The organism is Sphingobacterium sp. N143 (genome assembly GCF_030325625.1).
Classification (GTDB): domain Bacteria; phylum Bacteroidota; class Bacteroidia; order Sphingobacteriales; family Sphingobacteriaceae; genus Sphingobacterium.
Map to the genome: position 1 here is coordinate 307,308 of NZ_JACAIS010000006.1, position 20,778 is coordinate 328,085.

At 37.8% G+C, this 20,778-nt stretch carries 19 protein-coding genes and 1 pseudogene; 10 read left to right on the top strand and 10 right to left on the bottom strand.

The genetic code is table 11. From position 1 onward, the window contains the following. Positions 1–10 precede the first annotated feature (10 nt). From HX021_RS21710 to HX021_RS13725, 5 genes are read left to right on the top strand one after another with little or no spacing between them, the layout of a single operon-like run. A complete protein-coding gene (locus HX021_RS21710; protein WP_353621039.1) occupies positions 11–196 on the top strand; it encodes a (4Fe-4S)-binding protein in 186 nt (61 codons plus the stop codon). 37 nt (positions 197–233) lie between these two features. After that, positions 234–536: a GNAT family N-acetyltransferase gene (locus HX021_RS13710; RefSeq protein WP_286590967.1), complete on the top strand. Its 303-nt coding sequence runs from the start codon at positions 234–236 to the stop codon at positions 534–536. A gap of 9 nt (positions 537–545) precedes the next feature. Beyond that, complete coding sequence (locus HX021_RS13715; protein ID WP_286590968.1) at positions 546–965, top strand: OsmC family protein; 420 nt, start codon at positions 546–548, stop codon at positions 963–965. A 23-nt stretch (positions 966–988) separates the two neighbouring features. Continuing rightward, positions 989–3,292, top strand: a complete 2,304-nt coding sequence (locus HX021_RS13720) for a cation:proton antiporter domain-containing protein (protein ID WP_286590969.1) — start codon at positions 989–991, stop codon at positions 3,290–3,292. A 17-nt stretch (positions 3,293–3,309) separates the two neighbouring features. Continuing rightward, a complete protein-coding gene (locus HX021_RS13725) occupies positions 3,310–4,713 on the top strand; it encodes an alginate export family protein (RefSeq protein ID WP_286590970.1) in 1,404 nt (467 codons plus the stop codon). Between the two features lie 208 nt (positions 4,714–4,921). Here the strand turns inward: HX021_RS13725 and HX021_RS13730 are convergent, their stop codons facing one another. Next, on the bottom strand, positions 4,922–6,082 hold the full coding sequence (locus HX021_RS13730) for a DUF4236 domain-containing protein (RefSeq protein WP_286590971.1): 1,161 nt from the start codon (positions 6,080–6,082) through the stop codon (positions 4,922–4,924). 205 nt (positions 6,083–6,287) lie between these two features. On the opposite strand from HX021_RS13730, the gene HX021_RS13735 reads away from it, so the two are divergent. From HX021_RS13735 to HX021_RS13745, 3 genes are all read left to right on the top strand, one after another. Beyond that, positions 6,288–7,367, top strand: a complete 1,080-nt coding sequence (locus tag HX021_RS13735) for a type I restriction endonuclease (RefSeq protein ID WP_286590972.1) — start codon at positions 6,288–6,290, stop codon at positions 7,365–7,367. Positions 7,368–7,490: 123 nt separating this feature from the next. After that, on the top strand, positions 7,491–8,417 hold the full coding sequence (locus tag HX021_RS13740; protein WP_286590973.1) for a tetratricopeptide repeat protein: 927 nt from the start codon (positions 7,491–7,493) through the stop codon (positions 8,415–8,417). After that, positions 8,314–9,423, top strand: a complete 1,110-nt coding sequence (locus tag HX021_RS13745) for a hypothetical protein (protein WP_286590974.1) — start codon at positions 8,314–8,316, stop codon at positions 9,421–9,423. Before HX021_RS13740 ends, HX021_RS13745 begins: the two co-directional genes overlap by 104 nt. A gap of 100 nt (positions 9,424–9,523) precedes the next feature. Here the strand turns inward: HX021_RS13745 and HX021_RS13750 are convergent, their stop codons facing one another. The 6 genes from HX021_RS13750 to HX021_RS13775 all read right to left on the bottom strand — a co-directional run bounded on the left by HX021_RS13750 (position 9,524) and on the right by HX021_RS13775 (position 16,454). Then, on the bottom strand, positions 9,524–10,084 hold the full coding sequence (locus HX021_RS13750) for a thermonuclease family protein (protein ID WP_286590975.1): 561 nt from the start codon (positions 10,082–10,084) through the stop codon (positions 9,524–9,526). A 4-nt stretch (positions 10,085–10,088) separates the two neighbouring features. After that, on the bottom strand, positions 10,089–11,042 hold the full coding sequence (locus HX021_RS13755; RefSeq protein WP_286590976.1) for a hypothetical protein: 954 nt from the start codon (positions 11,040–11,042) through the stop codon (positions 10,089–10,091). Between the two features lie 11 nt (positions 11,043–11,053). Beyond that, entirely contained in the window at positions 11,054–13,174 is a 2,121-nt protein-coding gene (locus HX021_RS13760; protein WP_286590977.1) for a phospholipase D-like domain-containing protein, read from the bottom strand. 669 nt (positions 13,175–13,843) lie between these two features. Then, positions 13,844–14,509: a response regulator gene (locus HX021_RS13765; protein WP_286590978.1), complete on the bottom strand. Its 666-nt coding sequence runs from the start codon at positions 14,507–14,509 to the stop codon at positions 13,844–13,846. 13 nt (positions 14,510–14,522) lie between these two features. Continuing rightward, a complete protein-coding gene (locus HX021_RS13770; RefSeq protein ID WP_286590979.1) occupies positions 14,523–16,202 on the bottom strand; it encodes a tetratricopeptide repeat-containing sensor histidine kinase in 1,680 nt (559 codons plus the stop codon). A 108-nt stretch (positions 16,203–16,310) separates the two neighbouring features. Further along, positions 16,311–16,454, bottom strand: coding sequence for a hypothetical protein (locus HX021_RS13775; RefSeq protein WP_286590980.1), 144 nt, complete (start codon positions 16,452–16,454; stop codon positions 16,311–16,313). 392 nt (positions 16,455–16,846) lie between these two features. Here HX021_RS13775 and HX021_RS13780 point away from each other — a divergent pair, with 392 nt between their 5' ends. Further along, positions 16,847–17,869 (top strand): hypothetical protein, encoded by a 1,023-nt coding sequence (locus tag HX021_RS13780; RefSeq protein ID WP_286590981.1) that lies wholly within the window; start codon positions 16,847–16,849, stop codon positions 17,867–17,869. A 109-nt stretch (positions 17,870–17,978) separates the two neighbouring features. Here the strand turns inward: HX021_RS13780 and HX021_RS13785 are convergent, their stop codons facing one another. Continuing rightward, positions 17,979–18,425 (bottom strand): nuclear transport factor 2 family protein, encoded by a 447-nt coding sequence (locus tag HX021_RS13785; protein ID WP_286590982.1) that lies wholly within the window; start codon positions 18,423–18,425, stop codon positions 17,979–17,981. A gap of 211 nt (positions 18,426–18,636) precedes the next feature. Between HX021_RS13785 and HX021_RS13790 the strand changes: the two genes are divergently transcribed. Next, positions 18,637–19,209, top strand: coding sequence for a hypothetical protein (locus HX021_RS13790; RefSeq protein ID WP_286590983.1), 573 nt, complete (start codon positions 18,637–18,639; stop codon positions 19,207–19,209). A gap of 382 nt (positions 19,210–19,591) precedes the next feature. Here the strand turns inward: HX021_RS13790 and HX021_RS13795 are convergent, their stop codons facing one another. Together HX021_RS13795 and rhuM are read right to left on the bottom strand one after the other, a co-directional pair. Further along, complete coding sequence (locus HX021_RS13795; protein WP_286590985.1) at positions 19,592–20,038, bottom strand: nuclear transport factor 2 family protein; 447 nt, start codon at positions 20,036–20,038, stop codon at positions 19,592–19,594. Positions 20,039–20,135: 97 nt separating this feature from the next. Continuing rightward, a pseudogene (gene rhuM / locus HX021_RS13800) lies at positions 20,136–20,417 on the bottom strand (RhuM family protein); the annotation flags it as partial. Between the last annotated feature and the right edge of the window lie 361 nt (positions 20,418–20,778).

The following is a 20,778-nucleotide window of genomic DNA, read 5'->3' on the forward strand; positions in this document are numbered from 1 at the left end:
AAAACATTTAATGGTGCTATACGCCCTTCAGAAGAATAATATTACCATCCTCCAGCAATCTAAATTATGTATTCATGCTGGAGTATGGGTGAGAACTTTATCAAAAGTATATAATTCTAAAGAACGTCCGTTTAGAAAGTCGAGAACTCATTCACAATGGAACTTATTGATCTGGTTAGCAAAGTGCCTGTTTTGAGAATTAAGTAAAAAAATAGAACCGAGTAATTTTGAATATGGAAAATACAAAAGTAGTTTTTAAAGAAAATGGTATTTATGGTGAAGTCCAATTGTTTTCAGATGACAAAAAAGCAGGAAAAATGGACATTTCTGTTGCAGATGGAAAGCTTAGAGTTTATCATACAGAAGTAAATGATGAGTACGAAGGTAGGGGATTTGCAAAGTTATTACTCAATCAACTAGTAAGTTATGCTCAGGAAAATATTCTGAGAATTATACCGCTTTGCCCATACGTTCTGGCGCAATTCAAACGCCATCCTGAAAAATACTCAGATGTGTGGTTAAAAAAGAAACTTTAATCATTTGTAATGAAATATATATTGGAAAATCCGATAAAAGGAACTATAGGCGTCCAAAAGTACAAAACAGTTATTCTTTGGAGGAATGGTATTCTGATTACTGATGAACCTGAAAAATTGAACGGAAAGGATCTTGGCCCCGATCCATTTACATTATTACTATCGTCATTGGCAGGATGTACATTGGCAACACTCAGAATGTATATTGACCATAAAGATTTGCCTATTTCCGAAATAGAAGTTGAGGCTAACCTGTTCCAAAAAATAGAAGATAAGGAAACAGTAACCTACATTGAACGAAAGATTATATTTCGTGAACTACCGAATGTAGAATTACAGCAAAGACTGCAAAGAGTTGCAGAAAACTGTCCCATATCGAAAATACTCAAAGGTAAAATTGGCATCTTAACAGAATTGTCAACCGTTTAACTGTTATCGTAAAAAAATTTAATATGGCTCATCTACCCGAATTAATACAAGATATGGCACTGATACTTCTGGTGGGTGCTCTGGTTACCATCCTTTTTAAACGCATTAAACAGCCACTCGTGCTCGGATACATTATTGCCGGATTTTTGGTCGGTCCACATTTTCATTACTTGCCTACAATCGTTGATCAAGAAAATATGGATACGTTTGCCGAGATTGGCGTGATCATGCTATTGTTCGGTTTAGGTTTAGAGTTCAGTTTTAAAAAACTTGTAAAAGTAGGTGGTTCTGCATCTATTACTGCGGTTGTTGAAATATTATTCGTGGGTCTGGGTGGCTATCTTACTGGCTATTTATTAGGCTGGAACAAGATGGACAGCCTATTTCTTGCAGGGATGCTAGCTAGCTCTTCCACAACCATTATTTTAAAAGCTTTTGACGAGCTTGGTTTGAAATCCAAACAATTTGCCAGAGTAGTTTTTGGTGTATTAGTTGTGGAAGATATCATTGTCATCCTCTTGATGGTATTGCTATCTACAGTAGCCCTTACGCAGGAGTTTCAAGGCTCGGAAATACTTTTTACAGTATTTAAACTTGCCTTTTTTATGATTCTATGGTTTTTGGTCGGTATTTATTTACTTCCTGTATTTATAAAAAAGACAAAAAAATGGATGGATGAAGAAACGGTCCTTATTCTTGCCATAGGGCTTTGTTTTGGGATGGTTCTTTTGGCAACACAGGTCGGGTTTTCAGCTGAATTGGGAGCTTTTGTAATGGGCTCCCTTATAGCCGAAACTATATTGGCAGAGAAAATAGAACATCTTACTCAACCAATCAAACAATTTTTCGGAACTATATTTTTCGTATCCGTAGGAATGATGATAGATCCGCATGCAATGTACAACTATTCCGGTCCTATACTCGCTATCACACTGCTCACTATAGTAGGAAAATTTTTCTTTAGCGGATTAGGTGCACTGATTTCGGGCCAGCCGCTAAAACAATCCGTACAAATAGGTTCCAGTATGGCTCAGATCGGAGAATTTGCCTTTATTGTTGCTGCGCTGGGGTTGTCGTTGGGTGTGATTTCGGAATTTCTTTTTCCGATAGCTGTAGGCGTGTCGGCAATTACCACATTTACTACGCCCTATTTTATAAAACTTTCAGAACCATTGTATAATATCATAGTAAAAACTCTTCCGCAGACATGGATCATGCGATTGGATGCCTATACTTCTGAAACGCAGAAAAACAAAGATAATCCTCTCTGGAAGAAAACCTTACATGAATACAACAAAATTCTTATCATTAACAGCATTATACTGATTGCCATTGCACTATTATTTAAATATTTATTCATTCCGTTTCTGAATATACAAATAGAAAGCCTGCTTTGGCGAAATGTCCTGCTGATAAGTATGGCATCCCTGCTAGCGTCACCTTTTCTATGGGCTATTCTCAATAAAAAAATAACTATAAAAGAGGGTGGTGAAACCATCAATTCATACTACCTGAACTATTCGCTAATGGGTATTTCACTTCATGTCATCAGGTTTCTTACTGGAATATTACTTATCGGTTTTTTCATAGATCAGATTACAACAACAAGATATGCATTGGTGATATCAATTCCGTTGATTGTGACAATGCTTTGGTTTTTCTCTAGCAATATTCAGAAAATTCATCAACGGATTGAACAACAATTCATATCGAATCTTAATGAAAGAGAACAACTTGAATATCTCCGAAATAAAGATAACATAGCACTACACAAAAAAAATAAAGAAACCAGTGTACACTTCCAGAAATGGGACGCATATGTTACGGAATTAGAAGCTGGCGATACGATTTCTTTTGCAGGAATGTCGTTGTACGAGCTTAAGTGGAAAGAGAAATTCGGGATTAATATAGTGTATATACGTAGAAATGACAGAACCGTTCATCTGCCTAATGGAAAGCAACGGATATTACCCAATGACAAAGTGGGGGTTTTGGGTACGGACGAACAGATTTCTCAGTTAAAACTTGTTTTTGATCAGAAAGATATCACAAAAGAGAAAGAAGAGAATATTGATATTAATGATATTAAGCTTACTAAAATTCAACTTTCCGAAACCAACCCGTATTGTAATAAAACAATAAAAGGTTCCGGCATCCAAAAAGATTTGCATAGTCATGTGGTGGGCATTGAAAGAAATGAAAGCCGTATTCTAAACCCAAGTTCGTCAGAAATGATATTGGCTGATGATATTATATGGCTCGTAGGTGATACACATAAAATAAAAGCGTGTTTAAAAAATCATCAGGAAAATTTTATGGAAATATAAACCTGAACGGTTTTATAATGAAAAATCCTCTACTAGCTTCAAAGATTGCGTACATGAGACTAAATCTTATCTTAGTGTTGGGTATGTTGTTAACAACAAAACTTGCTACAGGACAGAACTTTCAGCTGATGCGTTATGATGAAGATTATTCACGATTGAAAGATAGTGCAAAAACTTTTTACAATAAAATAAAATATATTCAACTTTCAGAAGACAGACAATTTTATCTTTCATTAGGGGGTGAAGTCCGAGGAGAAATGAATTATGCGATGAATGAAGACTGGGGAGAAATGAATGTTGGGCAAGATGTTTTTTTCTTACAGCGATACCAGTTACACACTGACTTCCATATCGGCGAGCGACTTCGTATATTTGGTCAATTGCGCAGTGGTTTAGAAGATGGTCGTACGACTGGCCCACGCCGCATTGATGAGGATAAGCTTAATGTACAGAACCTTTTTATAGATTTTATCCCGTATAGAAAAGTAGATGAATCACTCGTTGTCCGATTAGGTCGACAGGAACTGCGTTACGGAAGTGGGCGTCTGATAGATGCAAGAGAAGGTCCTAACCTTCGGTTGTACTTTGACGGCGCAAAGATAGCTTATAAATCACCTAACCTAAAGATTGATGCATTTGTTATGGCAGATGGTATTGTAAATACAGGTATTTTTGACAATTCCTCTACTCGCAAACCTAATCTTTGGGGGATTTACAACACTTATATTTCTCCAAAAAGTGGGAATTTTGATCTTTATTACCTTGGGATCAACCGCAAAAATGCAAAGTTCGACGCAGGTATTGCAGAGGAAATACGCCATACGCTAGGTATGCGTTTTTGGAGGAATAAAATTGGATTTGGTTATAACTTTGAGGCCGGGTATCAGTTTGGGACATTTGGTTCCGGTACGATCAGTGCCTTAGCAATTTCTTCCGAAATTGGTTACATATTTAAATACAGCACACGTTTACCATCATTAAAGCTAAAGAGCGACTATATAACAGGCACCAAAAATCTGTATAGTAACAAGCTTGGAACTTTTAATGCAATGTATCCAAATGGTGGATATTTTGGAATGAATCCACAGGCAGGTCCGGCGAATCTAATATCGGTTCACCCGAACCTAAACTGGAACCCTGCAAATAATATACTATTGACAATGGACGTAGTTTTTAACTGGCGAAATTCTCTGAACGATGGGGTCTATGGCCCAAGTGGCTCTTTAAGTTTATCCGCATTAAATTCAAAAAAAAGATACATAGGCACCGCATATATAACCACCCTTTCATGGAATGTTAATAAATTTTTAAGTTATAATATAGGTGTCCAATATTTTAAAACGGGTAGTGTCATTAAAGATGTAATACAACAGCATAAAAATGGTTTTTTTGTAGGTTCCACTTTAGGGATTAAATTTTAATTTCTTTTATAAATACAAAAATAAAAGACAAATTATTTTGCCGATAACGTGCAACGACTTGTATCTTTAAAGATTTGACCTCTCCAATGGGAATAAACTGTTTACTCATTAAAGTTCCCGATTTCCTGGAGAAACTTTCAGCGTTGCCGCGTTGCCTTTCTTGTTGCATGGTATTTATTTTTAAAAGTTTACACTAAGTATGTGTGCTCTATAATTGAACCAATTGTCTAACAGATTGCTGATATTCCATAAAGGCATTCGCAAATGCCTCTGTAGCTTCGTAGTTGCTAAATTCATATTCCTCATTGACCCCTGTGACTGTTCGTAGTTTGATTTCACCATAGCGTACCACTGGTATTTGATAATTCCCAGTGAATCTCTTATCTCTGCTACCATCTTTATTGACTTTAGCCCAAGTCATATCAATCGTCTTTGAATCAGCTGGCACCCCTTGTGTTTCTGTAAAGCGTACAGCATGTTGTTGAAGGCTAATTTCGTCCAAACCAATAATGGCAAACTCCTTGGTTTTACTGTACATAATGATGAAACTCGGATAGATATAAAGATCTGCCCCATTGGCATTCTGAAAATACAAAGCCTTTACTTCTGACTTAAATTCAGGAATTGACTTTATTCCAAAACGTACGTCTGTCCTACTAACTACAGTACTGGCTGATGAACGGGTAACAACACGGTCTTCATAGTGGGCACTTGTCACATCCCAGATCTTATGGCTCTTTGATAGCGTAAGGAAGCTCGATACCAAGGCATCATATTTCTGTTGTAGCTCAATTTCAAAATCGACCTTCAGGTCAACATAAGATGCTTCTATTTGTTCATGGGTCTGATTGATCGCCTCCTGTTGAGCAATAAGATCGTTGTTCAATCGCTCGGGTACAGATTTATTGATCAATCCATAAATCAAAAGATAGCTTATCAATTTTTTATTTTTAGTGGATTTGACCGCAGCATTGATCTCTGCGAGATCCTTTTCCAAGGATAGGCGTTGTTCCCTGGCAAGTAGAATTGCCTCTTTTATACCTTGCATATCCTGACTCGTTATTTCATGGATATCAGCACTAAAAATATTTCCGCGATGCTGGTTTTGTTCTTCGATCGGAAAAATAGGGGGTGCTAACGCAGGGGACGAAGGCAATACTGTTGGAGAATGTGGCTGGGAGCCACCACCAGATATCTTTTGTCTATTATAAATTCCCAACGCAGGTATTCCCGCATTTAAATAGGTACCTGAGCTCCCAAATGTCATACTTGCTCCCTTTACACCAATTGAGGTTGAGATCCCGCTCTTACTAAAATTCAGATGTACTCCGGGAATGATCTTTACACGTCTTCTAAAATTCCAAGCCATAGTTTTGTATTTAAGTTGTTTCAGTTAATAATTGGATACAAAGTTATATGACCACAGAAGCTTGTTTTTACGGTTTCCCATAAAGGCTGACTGTTCTTGCCTTAAATCAATTAACTTGATAACTAACCTATTTTCAATTTACGGGAACCCGTAAATTTCTCAGAAGGGCTCTCTTTAACTTTGGTCATAATCAAATATTATTAACATGATGGAAAACGATCTACGACTCAAACTGGAGCAGCTACATCAACGTGTAGGCAACCTCAAAGATCAAATATGCACGGAAGAAGCAACTAAGAATGCTTTTGTAATGCCTTTTATCCAAATTTTAGGCTATGATATATTCAACCCTACGGAAGTAATACCTGAATTTATATGCGATATCGGCACCAAAAAGGGAGAAAAGGTAGACTATGTCATTAAGAAAGATAACGAACCAATATTAATCATTGAATGTAAGCATTGGAAGGAAACTGCGGACGCACACAATTCGCAGTTGCACCGTTATTTTCACGTTTCAAAAGCAAGATTTGGCGTATTGACGAATGGACATATCTATAATTTTTATGCTGATCTCGAAAAACCGAATATCATGGATGAGAAACCATTCTTTACCCTGGATCTCAACAATCTTAAAGATTCTAACATCAAGATCCTGGAGAAGTTTACCAAGAATGGTTACCACCTAGAGGGAATATTGGATTCCGCAGAAGGACTAAAATATATCAAAGCGATCCGAAAAGAGTTTGAAAAAGAACTTCAGGAGCCATCTGATGAACTAGTCAAACTTTTGGTCAACCGATTTTTCGACAAGCCGCTGATCGCTTCTAGAATGGCTGTTTTTAAGGAATATACCAAGAAAGCACTTTCATCATCTATTAATGAATCCATCAGCTCAAGATTGAAAACTGCTCTTAGTATCAATGAGACGATACCACAAAAAGCGACTGCTGAAGTGCCGCCAATCGACGATAACATCAGTACCGAGATCAAAATAATTACAACAGAAGAGGAAATTGAGGGATCACAGATCGTAAAAGCGATCTTGCGTGAGCATGTCCCCGCCTCTCGCATAGCTTTTCGCGATACGCAATCTTATTTTGGCATCTTACTCGATGACAATAACCGCAAACCCTTGGCCCGATTACACTTCAACTCAACAAATAAATATCTTGAAGTATTTCATGAGGGGAAAGATAAAGGTGTCAAAAAACTGTTGACTTCCCTGGATGAAATCTATAATTACCGCCAAGAAATAACAGATGCACTGAAAAATTATGAATAGTACATGCTTTCATTATAATAATTCTTTAACTATCGCTTGGGAGCAAGACTCTTAAGCGATATATCTTTTTATAGTACCTCAAGCGAACTCATAATCGCAACGAAAAAATAACTTCCAAAAACCATGAAAAGAAGATATGTAAGTGGACTGATATCACCCGGTAAGAAAATATTTAAAGATATCTTCCATGGAGCTAGTGACCAAACGCAGGCAAAGAAGTTCCCTTTGTGGCAGATTGTTTTGTCCAGCTGCATTATGTTGTTTGCCTTTATATTCGCTAACAACCTGCTAACTGGATTGATCTTGGCTTCAATCTCTTCGCTTTTTATTCCGCCAACTGAAGCTAAATGGGAAAACATGCTACGGGTAAAATTGGACGCTAAGGTAAAACTCTTTATCACGCTGCTTCTTATTGTCTTTTCAATTCCTGTTAGTATTGCCAGTCATCATTTCCAATTACAAAAAGAAAAGGAAAAAGCAGAGCTGGAGCTAGCTGCACGACAAAAGAAAGCGTTGGAGGAGAAGAATGAGGCTATCCGGAAGGATAGTCTAAGCTATTATTTAAAACTGTTGGCAGCCCCAACTAAAGATATAGATCGATCGCTCAGACTGATTGATCGTGCAAATACATTTGCCAAGTTTGGCGATGAAATAGATCAGCTATCCAACAAAAGAAATACCCTACGATCCAACCAGATTGATCTATTGATGAAACAAGGCAATTATAGCGATGCGCTAGGAAAGCTGGATAACTTGATAGCCCACAATAAGGACGCAGACCATTACTACAGGAGAGCTGTATGCTATCAAAAATTAAAGCAACCACAAGCAGCTGTCAACGATCTCAACAGAGCGATGGAGCTTGGGTCAACCGTTGCCCAAAGATTATATAATGTAATCAATCCCTTAAGGAAGCGGATTATAGGCTATGTGACAAGATGCTGTGATGGCACTACATCTAACGCACGAGGTCGAGGGGCCTGCTCCTGGCATGGCGGTGTATGTAACTGGAATGATCCCATATATGAAGAATACAGACAATATGAATAAGGAAATATTTGAAAAGAAACCGCTCATCAAGAAAAGTCTCTTGCAACGTTGGTTTAAGCAAGAGCCGGATGAGAATTGTGTAATTGAAATCAATAACCTCTTTGCAAATAAACCAATAGAATCGGTCAGCATTCATGACATGGAGCTGATCGTATCAAAGTATGGCACCGACGTATACAAAAGCTTCGGGTTGAATATGGAGGAATTTTATATCACCTATATCAATGAATGCTGTAAAAATGGGATCATCAGTGAATTTGAATTAGATAACATTAAACATTTACAATCTTTGTTACTCATAGCCGATCATACAGCAACATATTATCGGCAAAAATTAGGCATTGATGTGATCGATAGAGAATACATTAAACTACTTAAAAACTCTATGTTGGATAACAACGACTTCGCTCATTTCAACAAATTAGTTCAGTTTTTTAACATCGGTGATACCATACTCAAAGGAATAAAAGATAAAAGGACTACACAATTCGTTGATTCACTGGCCAAGCCATTTATCGCAAAAAAACGAATATCATACCGTGAATTTCATGAGCTAGAGCAGTCACTAGAGATACGTAACATCAAGTTTCCGGCTTATAGTAAACAAATGCTCAATAAACTTCTTTCCTACTGGAAACTCGAGAAAGAACCTCTCCAGCAATTGGGTACAAATCAAGAGATTATAAAAAATGAAATATGCTTATACGAGGAAAGCAATATCGACTGGTTTGAATTGCGTTCAGACCGGGGCTATTCAAGTTATCAATTTATAAAAAGAGGGACTATAGTGATGACAAACAAAAAAATGTACTTTTTTGCTTCGGATTCCTCTTCTAAGCTCGCCTACACGCAAATCACTAATATCCTGGCCCTACCTGACCAAATATTGATCAAAAAACACAAGGGTAAAGAACCTAAACTGGTATCAAAAAAAGAGCAGGTCATATTTGAGATTATGATGAAAAAAATATGGAATGCCCATCTAAGCCAGAACTGGCCAAGCTAACCCTTCGTCACAAAGTCCTGAACTTATAATTTCGCTAAAAACAAAATCGGTCTGTTATATTGATATAACAGACCGATCTAATGAGCCAACGATTGAATACTCAGTCTAGTTTAGGATTATCGTATACATTCCAAAGACCCAAGCGATTTGAGCGGGCATAACGCTGTCCTTCGACAAACTGGGATTCATACCGCACATTGGGTGGCACTGTCATTAATAATGCATATCCATTTTTGATCAGCTCAGCATTGATGAATGTATCGTTAAGATAAGCGTATGCGAGAGTCCGTCCATAACGGTCCAGTGAATCCACATCATATTCTAATCGGATCTCCTTATGCAGAATCAAGCTATCGAGATAGCGTTTGGATGTTATCCCAAAAGGATGCTTCTTTTTGTGAAAAGCATTTCGATCCTCAGGAGCATCGATACCGATCAGTCTGATCTTTACATTTTTTCCAGCTCTGCTTTTTATCCAGAAGGTATCTCCATCAACTACTTTATATACCCGTACCGCATCCGAGTAAGGAAGATTGCTTTTTTCCAAAAAACCGAAAGACCGGAAAGTTTGCTCGGATTGCGTGCAGCTCATTAAAAAAACAAGCAGAAAAAACAGGGCGATTATGCCCAGTTTGATCATTACATTTACCCACTTTTTCATCTGCCTATAACGTTTTGAGGAATTGTTTAAACTCCTGATAAAACTGTTCTTTTGTATTCACAGCCTGAATAACCTTAACATTGGCACAGCCACTATCTTTAAGCCACTTCTCCCAGATAACCTTGATAATCTGAAAATCAGTAGGCTGTTCTTTGGCTGCACCGCTTGGATCCAATGAACGGTCAACAAGTTCAGCAATAAAGATGTTCACGTCTTTGAGGTTAAAATCAGTTCTATTGATTGCATAGGTGGAATCGGATTGTATAAAAGCGGCTAAGTCTCGCTTACCGCTCGCATTGTAATCTTTTCGAATTTTGGTCACAAGTTCTGATCCAAGACGATAACCTCTACCCTTGTTTGTACTTTCGATATAACCGTCAGTCAGAAGAAGCAGGACATTGGTATTTTTCTTATCCACAATGATCTTACTATCCCCATTTATTCGTTTTGGTGAAACGTCTACCAATGAACTCTTGATCGTTTCGTTAAAATAATTCCAGACATCCGCCCCGGACTGATTTTTCAATGCATAATCATAGACCCGATTTACCTCATTTGAAAACGCCTTTACATCGCTTTTAAGCCCTTTGCGAATATAGCTGACCCTATCTAACTGATTATTGGAAAACCGATTAAAATCAATAGTCATCCGCTTCGGATCGAATGATGAGGTATTTAATATTCCACGATTGATAAAATCAAGTTTATAAACATCTAATTGACCAGAACTCCGATTATGGAGCTTTAATAGCTCATCACTATGGCTGATAACTTCCCGGATCAAAACAGTATCGTGGATTGGTTTTGGATATAAATGTGTGTTGATCCTATTGGAAAGGTCTGGTGCGATAATAATATTATAGTCCTTCAGCATAACCTGCTGTTTATTAGCATCATCATTCCGGCAAGCGGCTGATAAGGACAGGACAAAAAATGATAAAATATAAGGTATTTTCATTGGGATAACGGTTAATTATTAAATGCTGCAATATCTTCAAGAAGTTCATGTTTAATATCAGACTGTAGCCCTAAATTGGAAAGCCAAGTTTCGCATTCACCTACAGCCTCACGGGTTTTGGTCTCGGCCTTTAAAATTGCATACACCTCGTATAGATATTTGCTCCAGCCTTCCATATAGATATTGACACGGTTTTCCATCTCCGCTTTGGAAATAGGCAACTTGTCATTGTCAATTTGGCTCTTGTAAATCTGTCCGATATTACTAATCCTTTCTTTAAAAGTGAGCAGCTGATGTTGCAGGACACCTACCCGCTCGTTCTGCTGAATAGGGAGCTGTTGGATCTGACCTATCTTTTCATCTTTGCTCACTTGCAGCGCAAATAGTTCAGCTTGTATGGTATCATTCTCCAATTGAATTTTATTGATCTGCTCCTGGTATTCATTGATCTCTTTCTGGTGGCTCTCGACAATATGCTTGGTCTTCTGCTGTTGAAAAGAAAGATTACGTTCGTTGACCTGACTCATTAATTTTTCGAAAAAGAATCCAAATAGAAATACGCCAAGCGCACCAAGAATAAATACTAGCCAAAAGTTACTATCTCCAAGTACATTTAACAGTGACAGACGCTGATCTGTCTTGTTAGTCAACAACTCTATATCATTGATATTTTTTGACACTTTATAGGCAATAAAAATATCAACAACGAGGATGAGAATAATGCCCAAATGGTTCACGAAGGCCATTTTGATCTTCTGAATAATACCATGTTGCTGGACTTCCTTATTTTCACTGACATCAAAAAGATCTTTAAAAACTTTGTACATACCCAATGCCAACGGAATAGCGACAAACAAAAAGAGAAATAAGATACCGCCAATCCCTTTCTCCCCTATCTTAGTAATAGCATGTGGATTAAAGACTTCGGGCGATTGTGTATTTGCTGAGCCTAGCAGCATCATCTCATTAATCTCTTCTTTTGAGAAAATAAAGATATAGGCCACAGAGGAGTAAAAAACAAATATATACAGGGCAAGTAATAAAGTCGTAGCTGCTAGGATTGACATAATAGGTTTATTGATTGCAGGCTTTACAAACTCAACTTCCAATTCTTTGATCTTTTGCTTCAAGGCAATGATCTTACTTTCGATAAAGGGGATTCTCGTATTGTTATTAGAGGTAATTTGAAGACGTTTCTCTTCAATTTTTGCGGTCAAAGTATTGATATCCGAATCGAGATTTTGCTTGTCTACCGTTGCATTGCCCTTAATCTTTTCAATTTCCTGCTCAGTACGAAATTCCATATTGGTCGAACTCACTTTCTGTTGTTCGTCAATGCGCACCTTCAAACGATCTTTCTTTTCTGCGATAACTTCAATTTCATTGATGAAATTGGAGTACAGACTATCCATGGCCTGGTGAAGAATCTGATGGTCGCCATTGTTTTCTTTGGCGCGGTTATAGCCACTCTGCTTGACCAGATCCTTATCAAAGGCTCCTACTTCAGAGGCAATGATATTGTCCAGCACATCTTTGAATTCTTTCAAGGACTGCTGTTGGAAATTGAGTTCTCCTCCTGAAGACATAGTATACCGGAGAGTATGGTTTTCGGGTTTAAGCTGCATAGGTGTTTCTATTTGTTCAGATGCTATAATATCTTCCAATGATTCACCGTTATTGATCCTTATGGCTCGCGTCCGTATCCCATGAAAAGTATCAGTGAGCTCAGCGATAGTCTTTGGATAATTGGTGACGATAACGCTTACATGATTATTGCTTTTGGAATTGTTGCTCCAATTATAAGAACCTGTAATAGCTACAGCTTGGTCGATCACGCAGAACTTCTGATTCATGATCCCCCAACCAACATTTTTGACCTTGGTCACCTCTGCGCCCTGCTTTTCCAAGAGCGCAAAATCAAGCTTTTCATTATCCGGTTGATCGGATATAATAATAGAAACTTTTACATGTCGATCCAGGCATCCTTGAACTGTTGCGAACAGTTCATTATCGGTAAACCAGGCCATCGCTATCAAGACTTCGGTTCGGGCTTTAGAAAGTTCTTGCCTAACACGTTCATAGATCACTCTACTATCGGAGAGCGTATCTTGGATCAATTGATCTGTGTGCATAGTGTGTTCAGTTAAATATGGTTAAATGACTTTTGCTGATATTTGTTGATTTATCGATCCAAAAGTATCAAATCCCGCAAAGCAGATATTACGGTTTCCCGTAAAGGTGCGGTTAGGAATTGGTTGATTTAGTCTCTGCGTAAAACTTAACACAAAAACAATACTTGAAAGAAAGACTTCTCTACAGTTTCAGTATATTTAACATGTCATTACAACCAAAATTAGATCTTGATAAAATGAGTTCAAATGTTCCTACGGTTCAGTCGATATCCTGGCCATCGTTTTTGTTTGTATTCACAATAACTATAGCCTTTTTATTCGGTTACGACTACATCTCCCAAAACGATGATATTTTCAATAGTTTAATTCTCTTTTGTGTTATTGCACTCCTATTGCGAATGACCATCCCCACAAGTCATCAATAAGGAATGAAAGTGATCAAACAAATCCGATTAAGATGTAGGCATTCGCTAGACTGGAGTTCATGGAATAGGATAAAAACAAATAAAGGCTATCTTAAGATAGCCTTTCCTTTTCATCGAATTGGTTAACATATAGCAATAAGTATCTTGAATGCATAAAATACTTTAATCTACAACCTGATTGCTTGTCTTCACAAAATTAATGTCGTAAGATGGTCCTCTCATACGGTTTCCCGTAACAATAGGTTTATATCAATTCCATCTCTTTGCAATAAGCGACTAACTGCTCATTTTTGGTGAAGCCTAATATATCTTTCATCAGATTGAGCCGTTTCTCAATACTACTCAGACTTGATGGTTTGATATCTCTTTGCTGCAGATATTGGGGCATATCTTTTTGGGCAATCCCCTCGTATAATAGCTTAATGATGTGCAAATCTAGTTGGGTAAACTCATGTGAATTTTGCTCTTGAATAATTTTTTTTGTATCCGGAGACTGATAGATCCTATTCTGATAAACGGCCTGGATCGCTTCCCGAAGATGTTGCCCGCCACGACGTGCTTTAATTACGTGGCCATCGATCTGACCGGCCTTAAACATTTCGTTGATCGTTACGGATCTATCCTTACCTGTAAAAATAATGGTTTTGATGTCTGGCTGAATCTCCTTAACAGCTTTGATCAATGCTAGACCATCCTTGATCTCCTGGAAATTACCGTCATCCTCAAATTCAATATCCGTAATGAGTAAATCATAGGGCTCACCATCGCGGATGGCATTCTTGATCCAGGTGAGTGCATGATCACAATAATAAACATACTTGGGGTGGTTCACACCAAGATCGCGAAGTGTTATTTGCACCGCAACATTTTCTGTATCATGGTCTTCGGCAATGAGTACTTTTTTAAACATACATTATTATCTTTTATACTAGTGGGATATTGGTCGTAACGCTGAGTCCTTTTCCCAGTTCACTGACAAAGATAATTTCACCGCCGAGGCTTTCAATACGGGAAACCGTATTGGACAATCCTTTTCCTTGAGTTTTTTCCTGTGGCATGCCAATGCCATTATCTTTATACACTATTTTCAGTTGTTCTCCTGATGTTTCGAAACGTACCACGACCTGATCGGCCTGGCTATGTTTTTTCATATTGACCATCAATTCCTGAAGCACATGCTTGATCTCGTCTTTGATTCGTTTGCTGACATGAGTCCACTGCCCGGCCTCGTTCCCGGCAATGAGTACACGACGGTGATCAGCAGCGAATGATTTGAGCAATGAAGCAATCTGTTCGCTAAAGGGAATCTCGGTAATGGTCTTCTGTTCGACATCATGTGAGATATCGCGCGACTGATTGTACATATGCTCCAGCTTATCGAGCATTCCTTCCCGATCGATGTCATCTTTATATTCGATTTCGGTCATCACGCGATAGATACCATTGGCCACAACATCATGTATCTTCTTAGAAAGGTGAAGTTGGGTTTCTTTGACACGATTCTGCGCTTCGAGTTCAAGCCGTTGCTTGCGGCGCTTGTACCAAAATGTTCCACCTCCTACAACTAACAAAAGCAAAAATATACTGGCCCCGGTTATCACACGTTGCCTGGTCAGGCGATATTGTTTTTGGGCATTCTCCTTTTCGAGTCTCAGGTTCTCGGTTTTGTTTTTTTCGACTTCATAACGGATCAAAGCAAATTGGTTTTTGGCAGCGGCGCGGGCTTTCTGGACACTATCAGCCATGTGCTGGTAAATACTAAAATATTTTTTGGCCAGATTTGAGGGAGTTAGCTCAACGAGTTTACCTAAGGCATAAATTTGATCATCAGCACTTTTTAATTCCTTAGCAACCTCATACATTTTCTCTGCATATAATAGTGCAGTATTAGGGCTATTTTTAGTATAAAAATCGGTTAAGTGTACGTAACTTGCATTTAATCCCCAAAGATCTTTTTCTCTCCTCCTAATAGTCATAGCTTTTAACAGCTCATTTTCGGCGGGATACCTTGAATTCTGGAGCCATTTAGTTCTTGCCAAATTAGATAATATTCTCGCATAGCGTTTTGGGCTGTTTTTTGTTTTTCCAAGTAGACTATTATATATTTCAATCGCTGTATTGTACTGATTAATATTTTGATAACAAATCGCTATGTTATTTTGATAACTGAATGTATTGGACGAATCATTCGAAAATTTGAGCGCTAACTCATAAAAAGATAATGCTGTTTTATACTGACCAAGTTTACTACTTGCAACCCCTAAGTTGTTGTAATTTGTACTTAAGTAAATATAATGCTTGGGATCATTAGTATTCATATAGGAAACTGCCTGAAGTGCAGTTTCTTGGGCACCAAAAAAATCATTTTGATCTTTTAATGTAATTGCCATATTAACAAGGCATTTGGCTACTCCAAGACTATCCTTATTATCCAAGAACACCTGTCTCGCTTTATCGAAAAAGAAAAAGGAACTATCCGTTTTTCCTGCATCAATGTACTCATAAGCTTTGTCATAGTCTAGGCTACTTACAGTATTTTCTTGCCTCTCTTCATGGCTAACACAAGAAAGCAGAAAGATGCTAATACAATATAGATATTTCAAATCTGGCTAATTTCTATCTAAGATATTGACAATTTTGAGCTAATAAAATAATAAATAAAAAAAGGTAGCCAAAGGCTACCTTTTCAATAAAAAATATTGCTTAATTATCTATCCTTTAGGAGGACGAGGAGTTTCGGTTTCTCCACCATGGTCTCCATAAGGTGTCACTGTAGTTTGACCATTTTGATTACCCTGCTGTCCGTTGGAAGGCTGACCGATTCCAAACAAAAAATATAATATTAAACTCCACATGATTCAAAAAATTAGAATGTAAAAACTTGGTAGGTCCGCGTGCTCCGTGCACGGGATTGCTACATTGTTTTCAGAAGGCCTTCTGAATTTTTTGGGAAGTAAGAGTGTCAATCGCGGGAGGCAGAAGCTGCTTCCCAAACCGGCTAATGACTACCGCGAGATCTTCTCATTGTGAAATCAGTTTAGTATCTTAGTCTTATAATTTTAATCGATCTATCATCTGACTTCGAGAACAAAGTTATAGCCGTTAAAAACCTTTTTATCAAATGATACTGCTAAGTCCGAAAGGTCTTGTCAAATCCCGGTTATACTGAAAATTCTGATGTATAGATAGACTATTTGCTTACGGGATTCCGTAAATACGGATAGAAATAGAACCTAATTTTGTAGCCATGCCGACGTTTAACATATTTAAAGAAGGGGTTCTTTCCCTCTATGAGGAAAAGAAAAGAAAACAAGAAATGGATGAATTATTGGCCAGCCCCTCACCTGCCAACTTGAGGGATTACTGCTTAATTAGATTGTCCGAAGGGTTACCAGAAGCCGATATTCTGGTCTTACAGAAATTCTTTGATCCTCTTAAAAAGGAAAAAAGTTTAGAAGATGCTATTTACAAGTATAAAACAGGATGGTTAAGAGCTTTACAGAAGTTTATTTTAGGTAAAACTGAAAATCCAGATGAGCTTCTTGTCAAATTATTAGCTGTACTTGTGGATTATCAACCACGACCATTCCGCTATAATTATGATAATACCCCTACACAAATTGACCTTGATCCCCCACATACCCCCCCGCCCATTGAAGATGGTAGTAAAATGGTGCCCTCCACAGCTGTTGGTCCCAAAGGTATTAGCCAAGATGAGGCTGTAATTTCGGAAGGTGATCATGAGAAAACTGTGGATATAGATCATGTTGACACAGGTCAGGTAATTAGTCCAGAAGGAGCTGATGAAAGCCAAAGAAATAAAGATGAATCAGGTCTTCAGAAAAAGCCATTTTTAAATAAACATGCCTTAAGATTTACCGGAGCTGCGTCTTTAATTGTTACTATTTTTATTACAATACATTTTTTGACTCCCGAAGATTGCATGTGCTGGAATGGCGAAAAATATATTCAGGTCGATTGTCAGGACAAAACACAAGCGTATCAGGTTATTGGATTAGATCAGGATAGACTAGAGTATTTCCGTAAAATCACACAGCCTGACAGCCTAGGGGTGAAAGACATTGGGAATATTTGGTACTCGAAAATCGACAATGAAGTTGAGTTTTTTACAGGCCCAGGATATCACCCGGTCCAACCTAATAAATCATTAAAGGCTGTGACAAGACATATTTGGGATACGTATGTCCGTATAAAACCTGATAGCAATCAACATGTTCAACTTGGAATAATGCAGAAACAAAAGGAATAGGTTCGTTAGCTGCATAAAAAAGCCACATCTCCCGACGTGGCCTTAAATAAACATATGATTCACTAGTGGTTTGTCTTTTTATGGTTGGCAAACCACCAGTGATAAGGTACTATTTATACGAATTAATCGATTTGGACACTTTCCAGTTATTACCTTCACGCACCAACGTCACAAGATCAGTCTTGGTGAAATCTTCAAATTTCAACGTTACTTTAGCAACCATATAGTCCGCTGACTCTTCGATGATGTCAGTATTTACTGTACAGTTTAGCTTCTCCCCTTTTTGCTTTTTCAAGGACTTGATCACAGCACTTCGGCTGTTGGACTGTGCATTGGAAGCTTGGATCTTTTGGTTGAAATCTTCGGCAAATAATTGCTCTATTCCTGCTGACTCTCCTTCGGTAGTGACCGCAACATAATGGTCCAGTGCGAAGTCTGCGGTGGAAAGATTAACGTTTGCTTTTGCTGATTTGGAACCTGGTCCTTCAGCGGCCATAGCGAAAGTGGATACTGCGATTAAGGCTGCTGCTGCGAATGTTTTTACTAGAGTTTTCATAATGTCTTTTTTTATTGTGTTAGTATTGTTGTTCTTATTTGTTGACTCAAAATTACTTCACAATATGCCCCTGGCCTATGGGCTTTAGACCAACGATCGGGAAAACTCGGTGAATGGCGGAAATGGGGAGGTGAAACACTTAACAATAAAACCGTCGAATTTTCGATAATCGATTATATCAATTATCTTTAATATCACAAGCACTCGACAGATGATTGAAACTTCATATCAAGAGTATAAAATAACAATCCTTGAGGATGACCAATACGAAATTGAATCGTCAGATAATCTGAGAGAATATGATCAGGTATACTTTGACAGTTCAATAGGTAGATATAAAGTATCGGCGCAGCTAGCAATATTAATTAGTTTGAATAATGAAGAAATTGGCAGCACGATCATTTGTGGTACAGGTCCTTATGCTGGTTTAACTGAAAGGACATTCCTAATAGAAGACGATCATTTATACATCTGCTTCACAGATGATTTATACTGTTTTAGCATTCCAAATTTGTCACTAACCTGGAAGAATCAGATTGACGACTGCGTTAACTTTGGACTACAAAAAATAGAAAATGACTTATTAGTACATGGTGAAATTGAGATTATAAGACTCACCAAAGCTGGCGATATTATTTGGAGATTTGCTGGAATTAATATCTGGGTAAATATTGATGGCCACAAAGAAGTGACAGTACTGCCGAAAAGCATAAAACTGGTCGACTTCGAATCGAATTGTTATGAACTAGATTTTGATGGTAATATCATTTCTCAGAATTTATAGGGAGTTTAGGATTTTTCATCGGTTCTAATGACGGATTTGTTCTTGTAAGATATACTTCAATAGTCCTATTGAATTTATAAAAAAATTCACTCCAATAAAACTATTTCGAAATGACTACTGTTCTTATAATACAAAACGGCTACAAGCTACCTTTCTTTCGAAAGGTTCAACATAAAAATTGGCGTCGTACAGTGAAAATCCAATTGTCTTCAAAAACATTGGATGACGAAACAAAAAAGAGGAAACGATAGGAAACATAAAAATTACTGTACAATTAAACGCTAAGAGAAAGGGTCTGATTTACATCAGGCCCTTTTGACGTAAAAAAGCCACGTCTCACGACATGGCCTTACAACATTTATATATTTATTTGAGATGGCTCTTATTTATACGAATTGATCGATGTGGATACTTTCCAGTTACTACCTTCACGTACCAAAGTCACAAGGTCTACTTTGCTGAAATTTTCAAATTTCATTGTTACTTTGGCTACCATATAATCTGCAGACTCTTCGATGATCTGTGTGCTGACCTCACAGTTCAGCTGCTCTCCTTTTTGTTTTTTCAGAGATTTAACCACCGCCTCACGGCTATAAGACTGTACATTGGAAGCTTGGATGTTTTGGCTGAAATCTTCTGCAAATAATTGCTCCACTCCTGCTGACTCGCCCTCGGTAGTGACCGCAACATAATGCTCCAGTGCGAAGTCTGCTGTGGAAAGGTTAACGTTGGCTTTTGCTGATTTGGAACCTGGTCCTTCAGCAGCCATAGCGAATGTGGATACGGCGATTAAAGCTGCTGCTGCTAATGTTTTTACTAGAGTTTTCATAATGTCTTTATTTTATAGTGTTAGTTTTTTAGTTCTTATTTGTTGACTCAAAACTACGACACAATACGCCCCTAGCCTATGGGCTTTAGACTAACGATCAGGAAAACTCGGTGAATGGAGGGAATGGGGAGGTGAAAACAAAAAACACTTTGCGCCAGAAAACTTTTTCCGAGGAACGTATATCACGGATACGATCCAATAACTCATCAAAGTAATTACGTACGGCCTGCTTCAGTAACTCACCATTCATGGTAAAGCCTTTGACAATATACTCACACAAACGTCCCCTACCCCATTGTCGAAACTTGGTGCCCCGATAATTCTTGATACGATAGCCGACAGAGATAATGACATCAAGGTTATAATAATTTGTAAGCTTAGTAGAAAATCGGAAATTCCGATTTTTCTCTTTATTTCATCTATCTAGAGCATTAGTAAAGTACTGTTCTGTCCTTCGTTCACAAAATTTAAATGTTCATGAAACATGAATATAAGGTAAAAAATGAACGATCCAAGATTTCAAAAAACATTATCGCCTTTTTCTAATCGTCTATAGCTGTGGAATGAAAGTCCTCCAGTTCAGCTATATGATACTGTAAGTCCACTAACATGTCTTGATGAGGCTTAGCATATTTTTTATAAGTATAGATGTGCAAAAAACAGAAAACTACTCCGAGGACAACAAACCGAAATAGTACTGCTGTATTAAATATTGAGACTAGATTAAAAGTTTCAATATT

What these genes read in the sequence shown, in the direction of transcription:
- HX021_RS21710 (WP_353621039.1), top strand. Translation starts at nt 11, where the DNA reads ATGGTGCTATACGCCCTTCAGAAGAATAATATTACCATCCTCCAGCAA.
- HX021_RS13710 (WP_286590967.1), top strand. Translation starts at nt 234, where the DNA reads ATGGAAAATACAAAAGTAGTTTTTAAAGAAAATGGTATTTATGGTGAA.
- HX021_RS13715 (WP_286590968.1), top strand. Translation starts at nt 546, where the DNA reads ATGAAATATATATTGGAAAATCCGATAAAAGGAACTATAGGCGTCCAA.
- HX021_RS13720 (WP_286590969.1), top strand. Translation starts at nt 989, where the DNA reads ATGGCTCATCTACCCGAATTAATACAAGATATGGCACTGATACTTCTG.
- HX021_RS13725 (WP_286590970.1), top strand. Translation starts at nt 3,310, where the DNA reads ATGAAAAATCCTCTACTAGCTTCAAAGATTGCGTACATGAGACTAAAT.
- HX021_RS13730 (WP_286590971.1), bottom strand. Translation starts at nt 6,082, where the DNA reads ATGGCTTGGAATTTTAGAAGACGTGTAAAGATCATTCCCGGAGTACAT.
- HX021_RS13735 (WP_286590972.1), top strand. Translation starts at nt 6,288, where the DNA reads ATGATGGAAAACGATCTACGACTCAAACTGGAGCAGCTACATCAACGT.
- HX021_RS13740 (WP_286590973.1), top strand. Translation starts at nt 7,491, where the DNA reads ATGAAAAGAAGATATGTAAGTGGACTGATATCACCCGGTAAGAAAATA.
- HX021_RS13745 (WP_286590974.1), top strand. Translation starts at nt 8,314, where the DNA reads ATGGCACTACATCTAACGCACGAGGTCGAGGGGCCTGCTCCTGGCATG.
- HX021_RS13750 (WP_286590975.1), bottom strand. Translation starts at nt 10,084, where the DNA reads ATGAAAAAGTGGGTAAATGTAATGATCAAACTGGGCATAATCGCCCTG.
- HX021_RS13755 (WP_286590976.1), bottom strand. Translation starts at nt 11,042, where the DNA reads ATGAAAATACCTTATATTTTATCATTTTTTGTCCTGTCCTTATCAGCC.
- HX021_RS13760 (WP_286590977.1), bottom strand. Translation starts at nt 13,174, where the DNA reads ATGCACACAGATCAATTGATCCAAGATACGCTCTCCGATAGTAGAGTG.
- HX021_RS13765 (WP_286590978.1), bottom strand. Translation starts at nt 14,509, where the DNA reads ATGTTTAAAAAAGTACTCATTGCCGAAGACCATGATACAGAAAATGTT.
- HX021_RS13775 (WP_286590980.1), bottom strand. Translation starts at nt 16,454, where the DNA reads ATGTGGAGTTTAATATTATATTTTTTGTTTGGAATCGGTCAGCCTTCC.
- HX021_RS13780 (WP_286590981.1), top strand. Translation starts at nt 16,847, where the DNA reads ATGCCGACGTTTAACATATTTAAAGAAGGGGTTCTTTCCCTCTATGAG.
- HX021_RS13785 (WP_286590982.1), bottom strand. Translation starts at nt 18,425, where the DNA reads ATGAAAACTCTAGTAAAAACATTCGCAGCAGCAGCCTTAATCGCAGTA.
- HX021_RS13790 (WP_286590983.1), top strand. Translation starts at nt 18,637, where the DNA reads ATGATTGAAACTTCATATCAAGAGTATAAAATAACAATCCTTGAGGAT.
- HX021_RS13795 (WP_286590985.1), bottom strand. Translation starts at nt 20,038, where the DNA reads ATGAAAACTCTAGTAAAAACATTAGCAGCAGCAGCTTTAATCGCCGTA.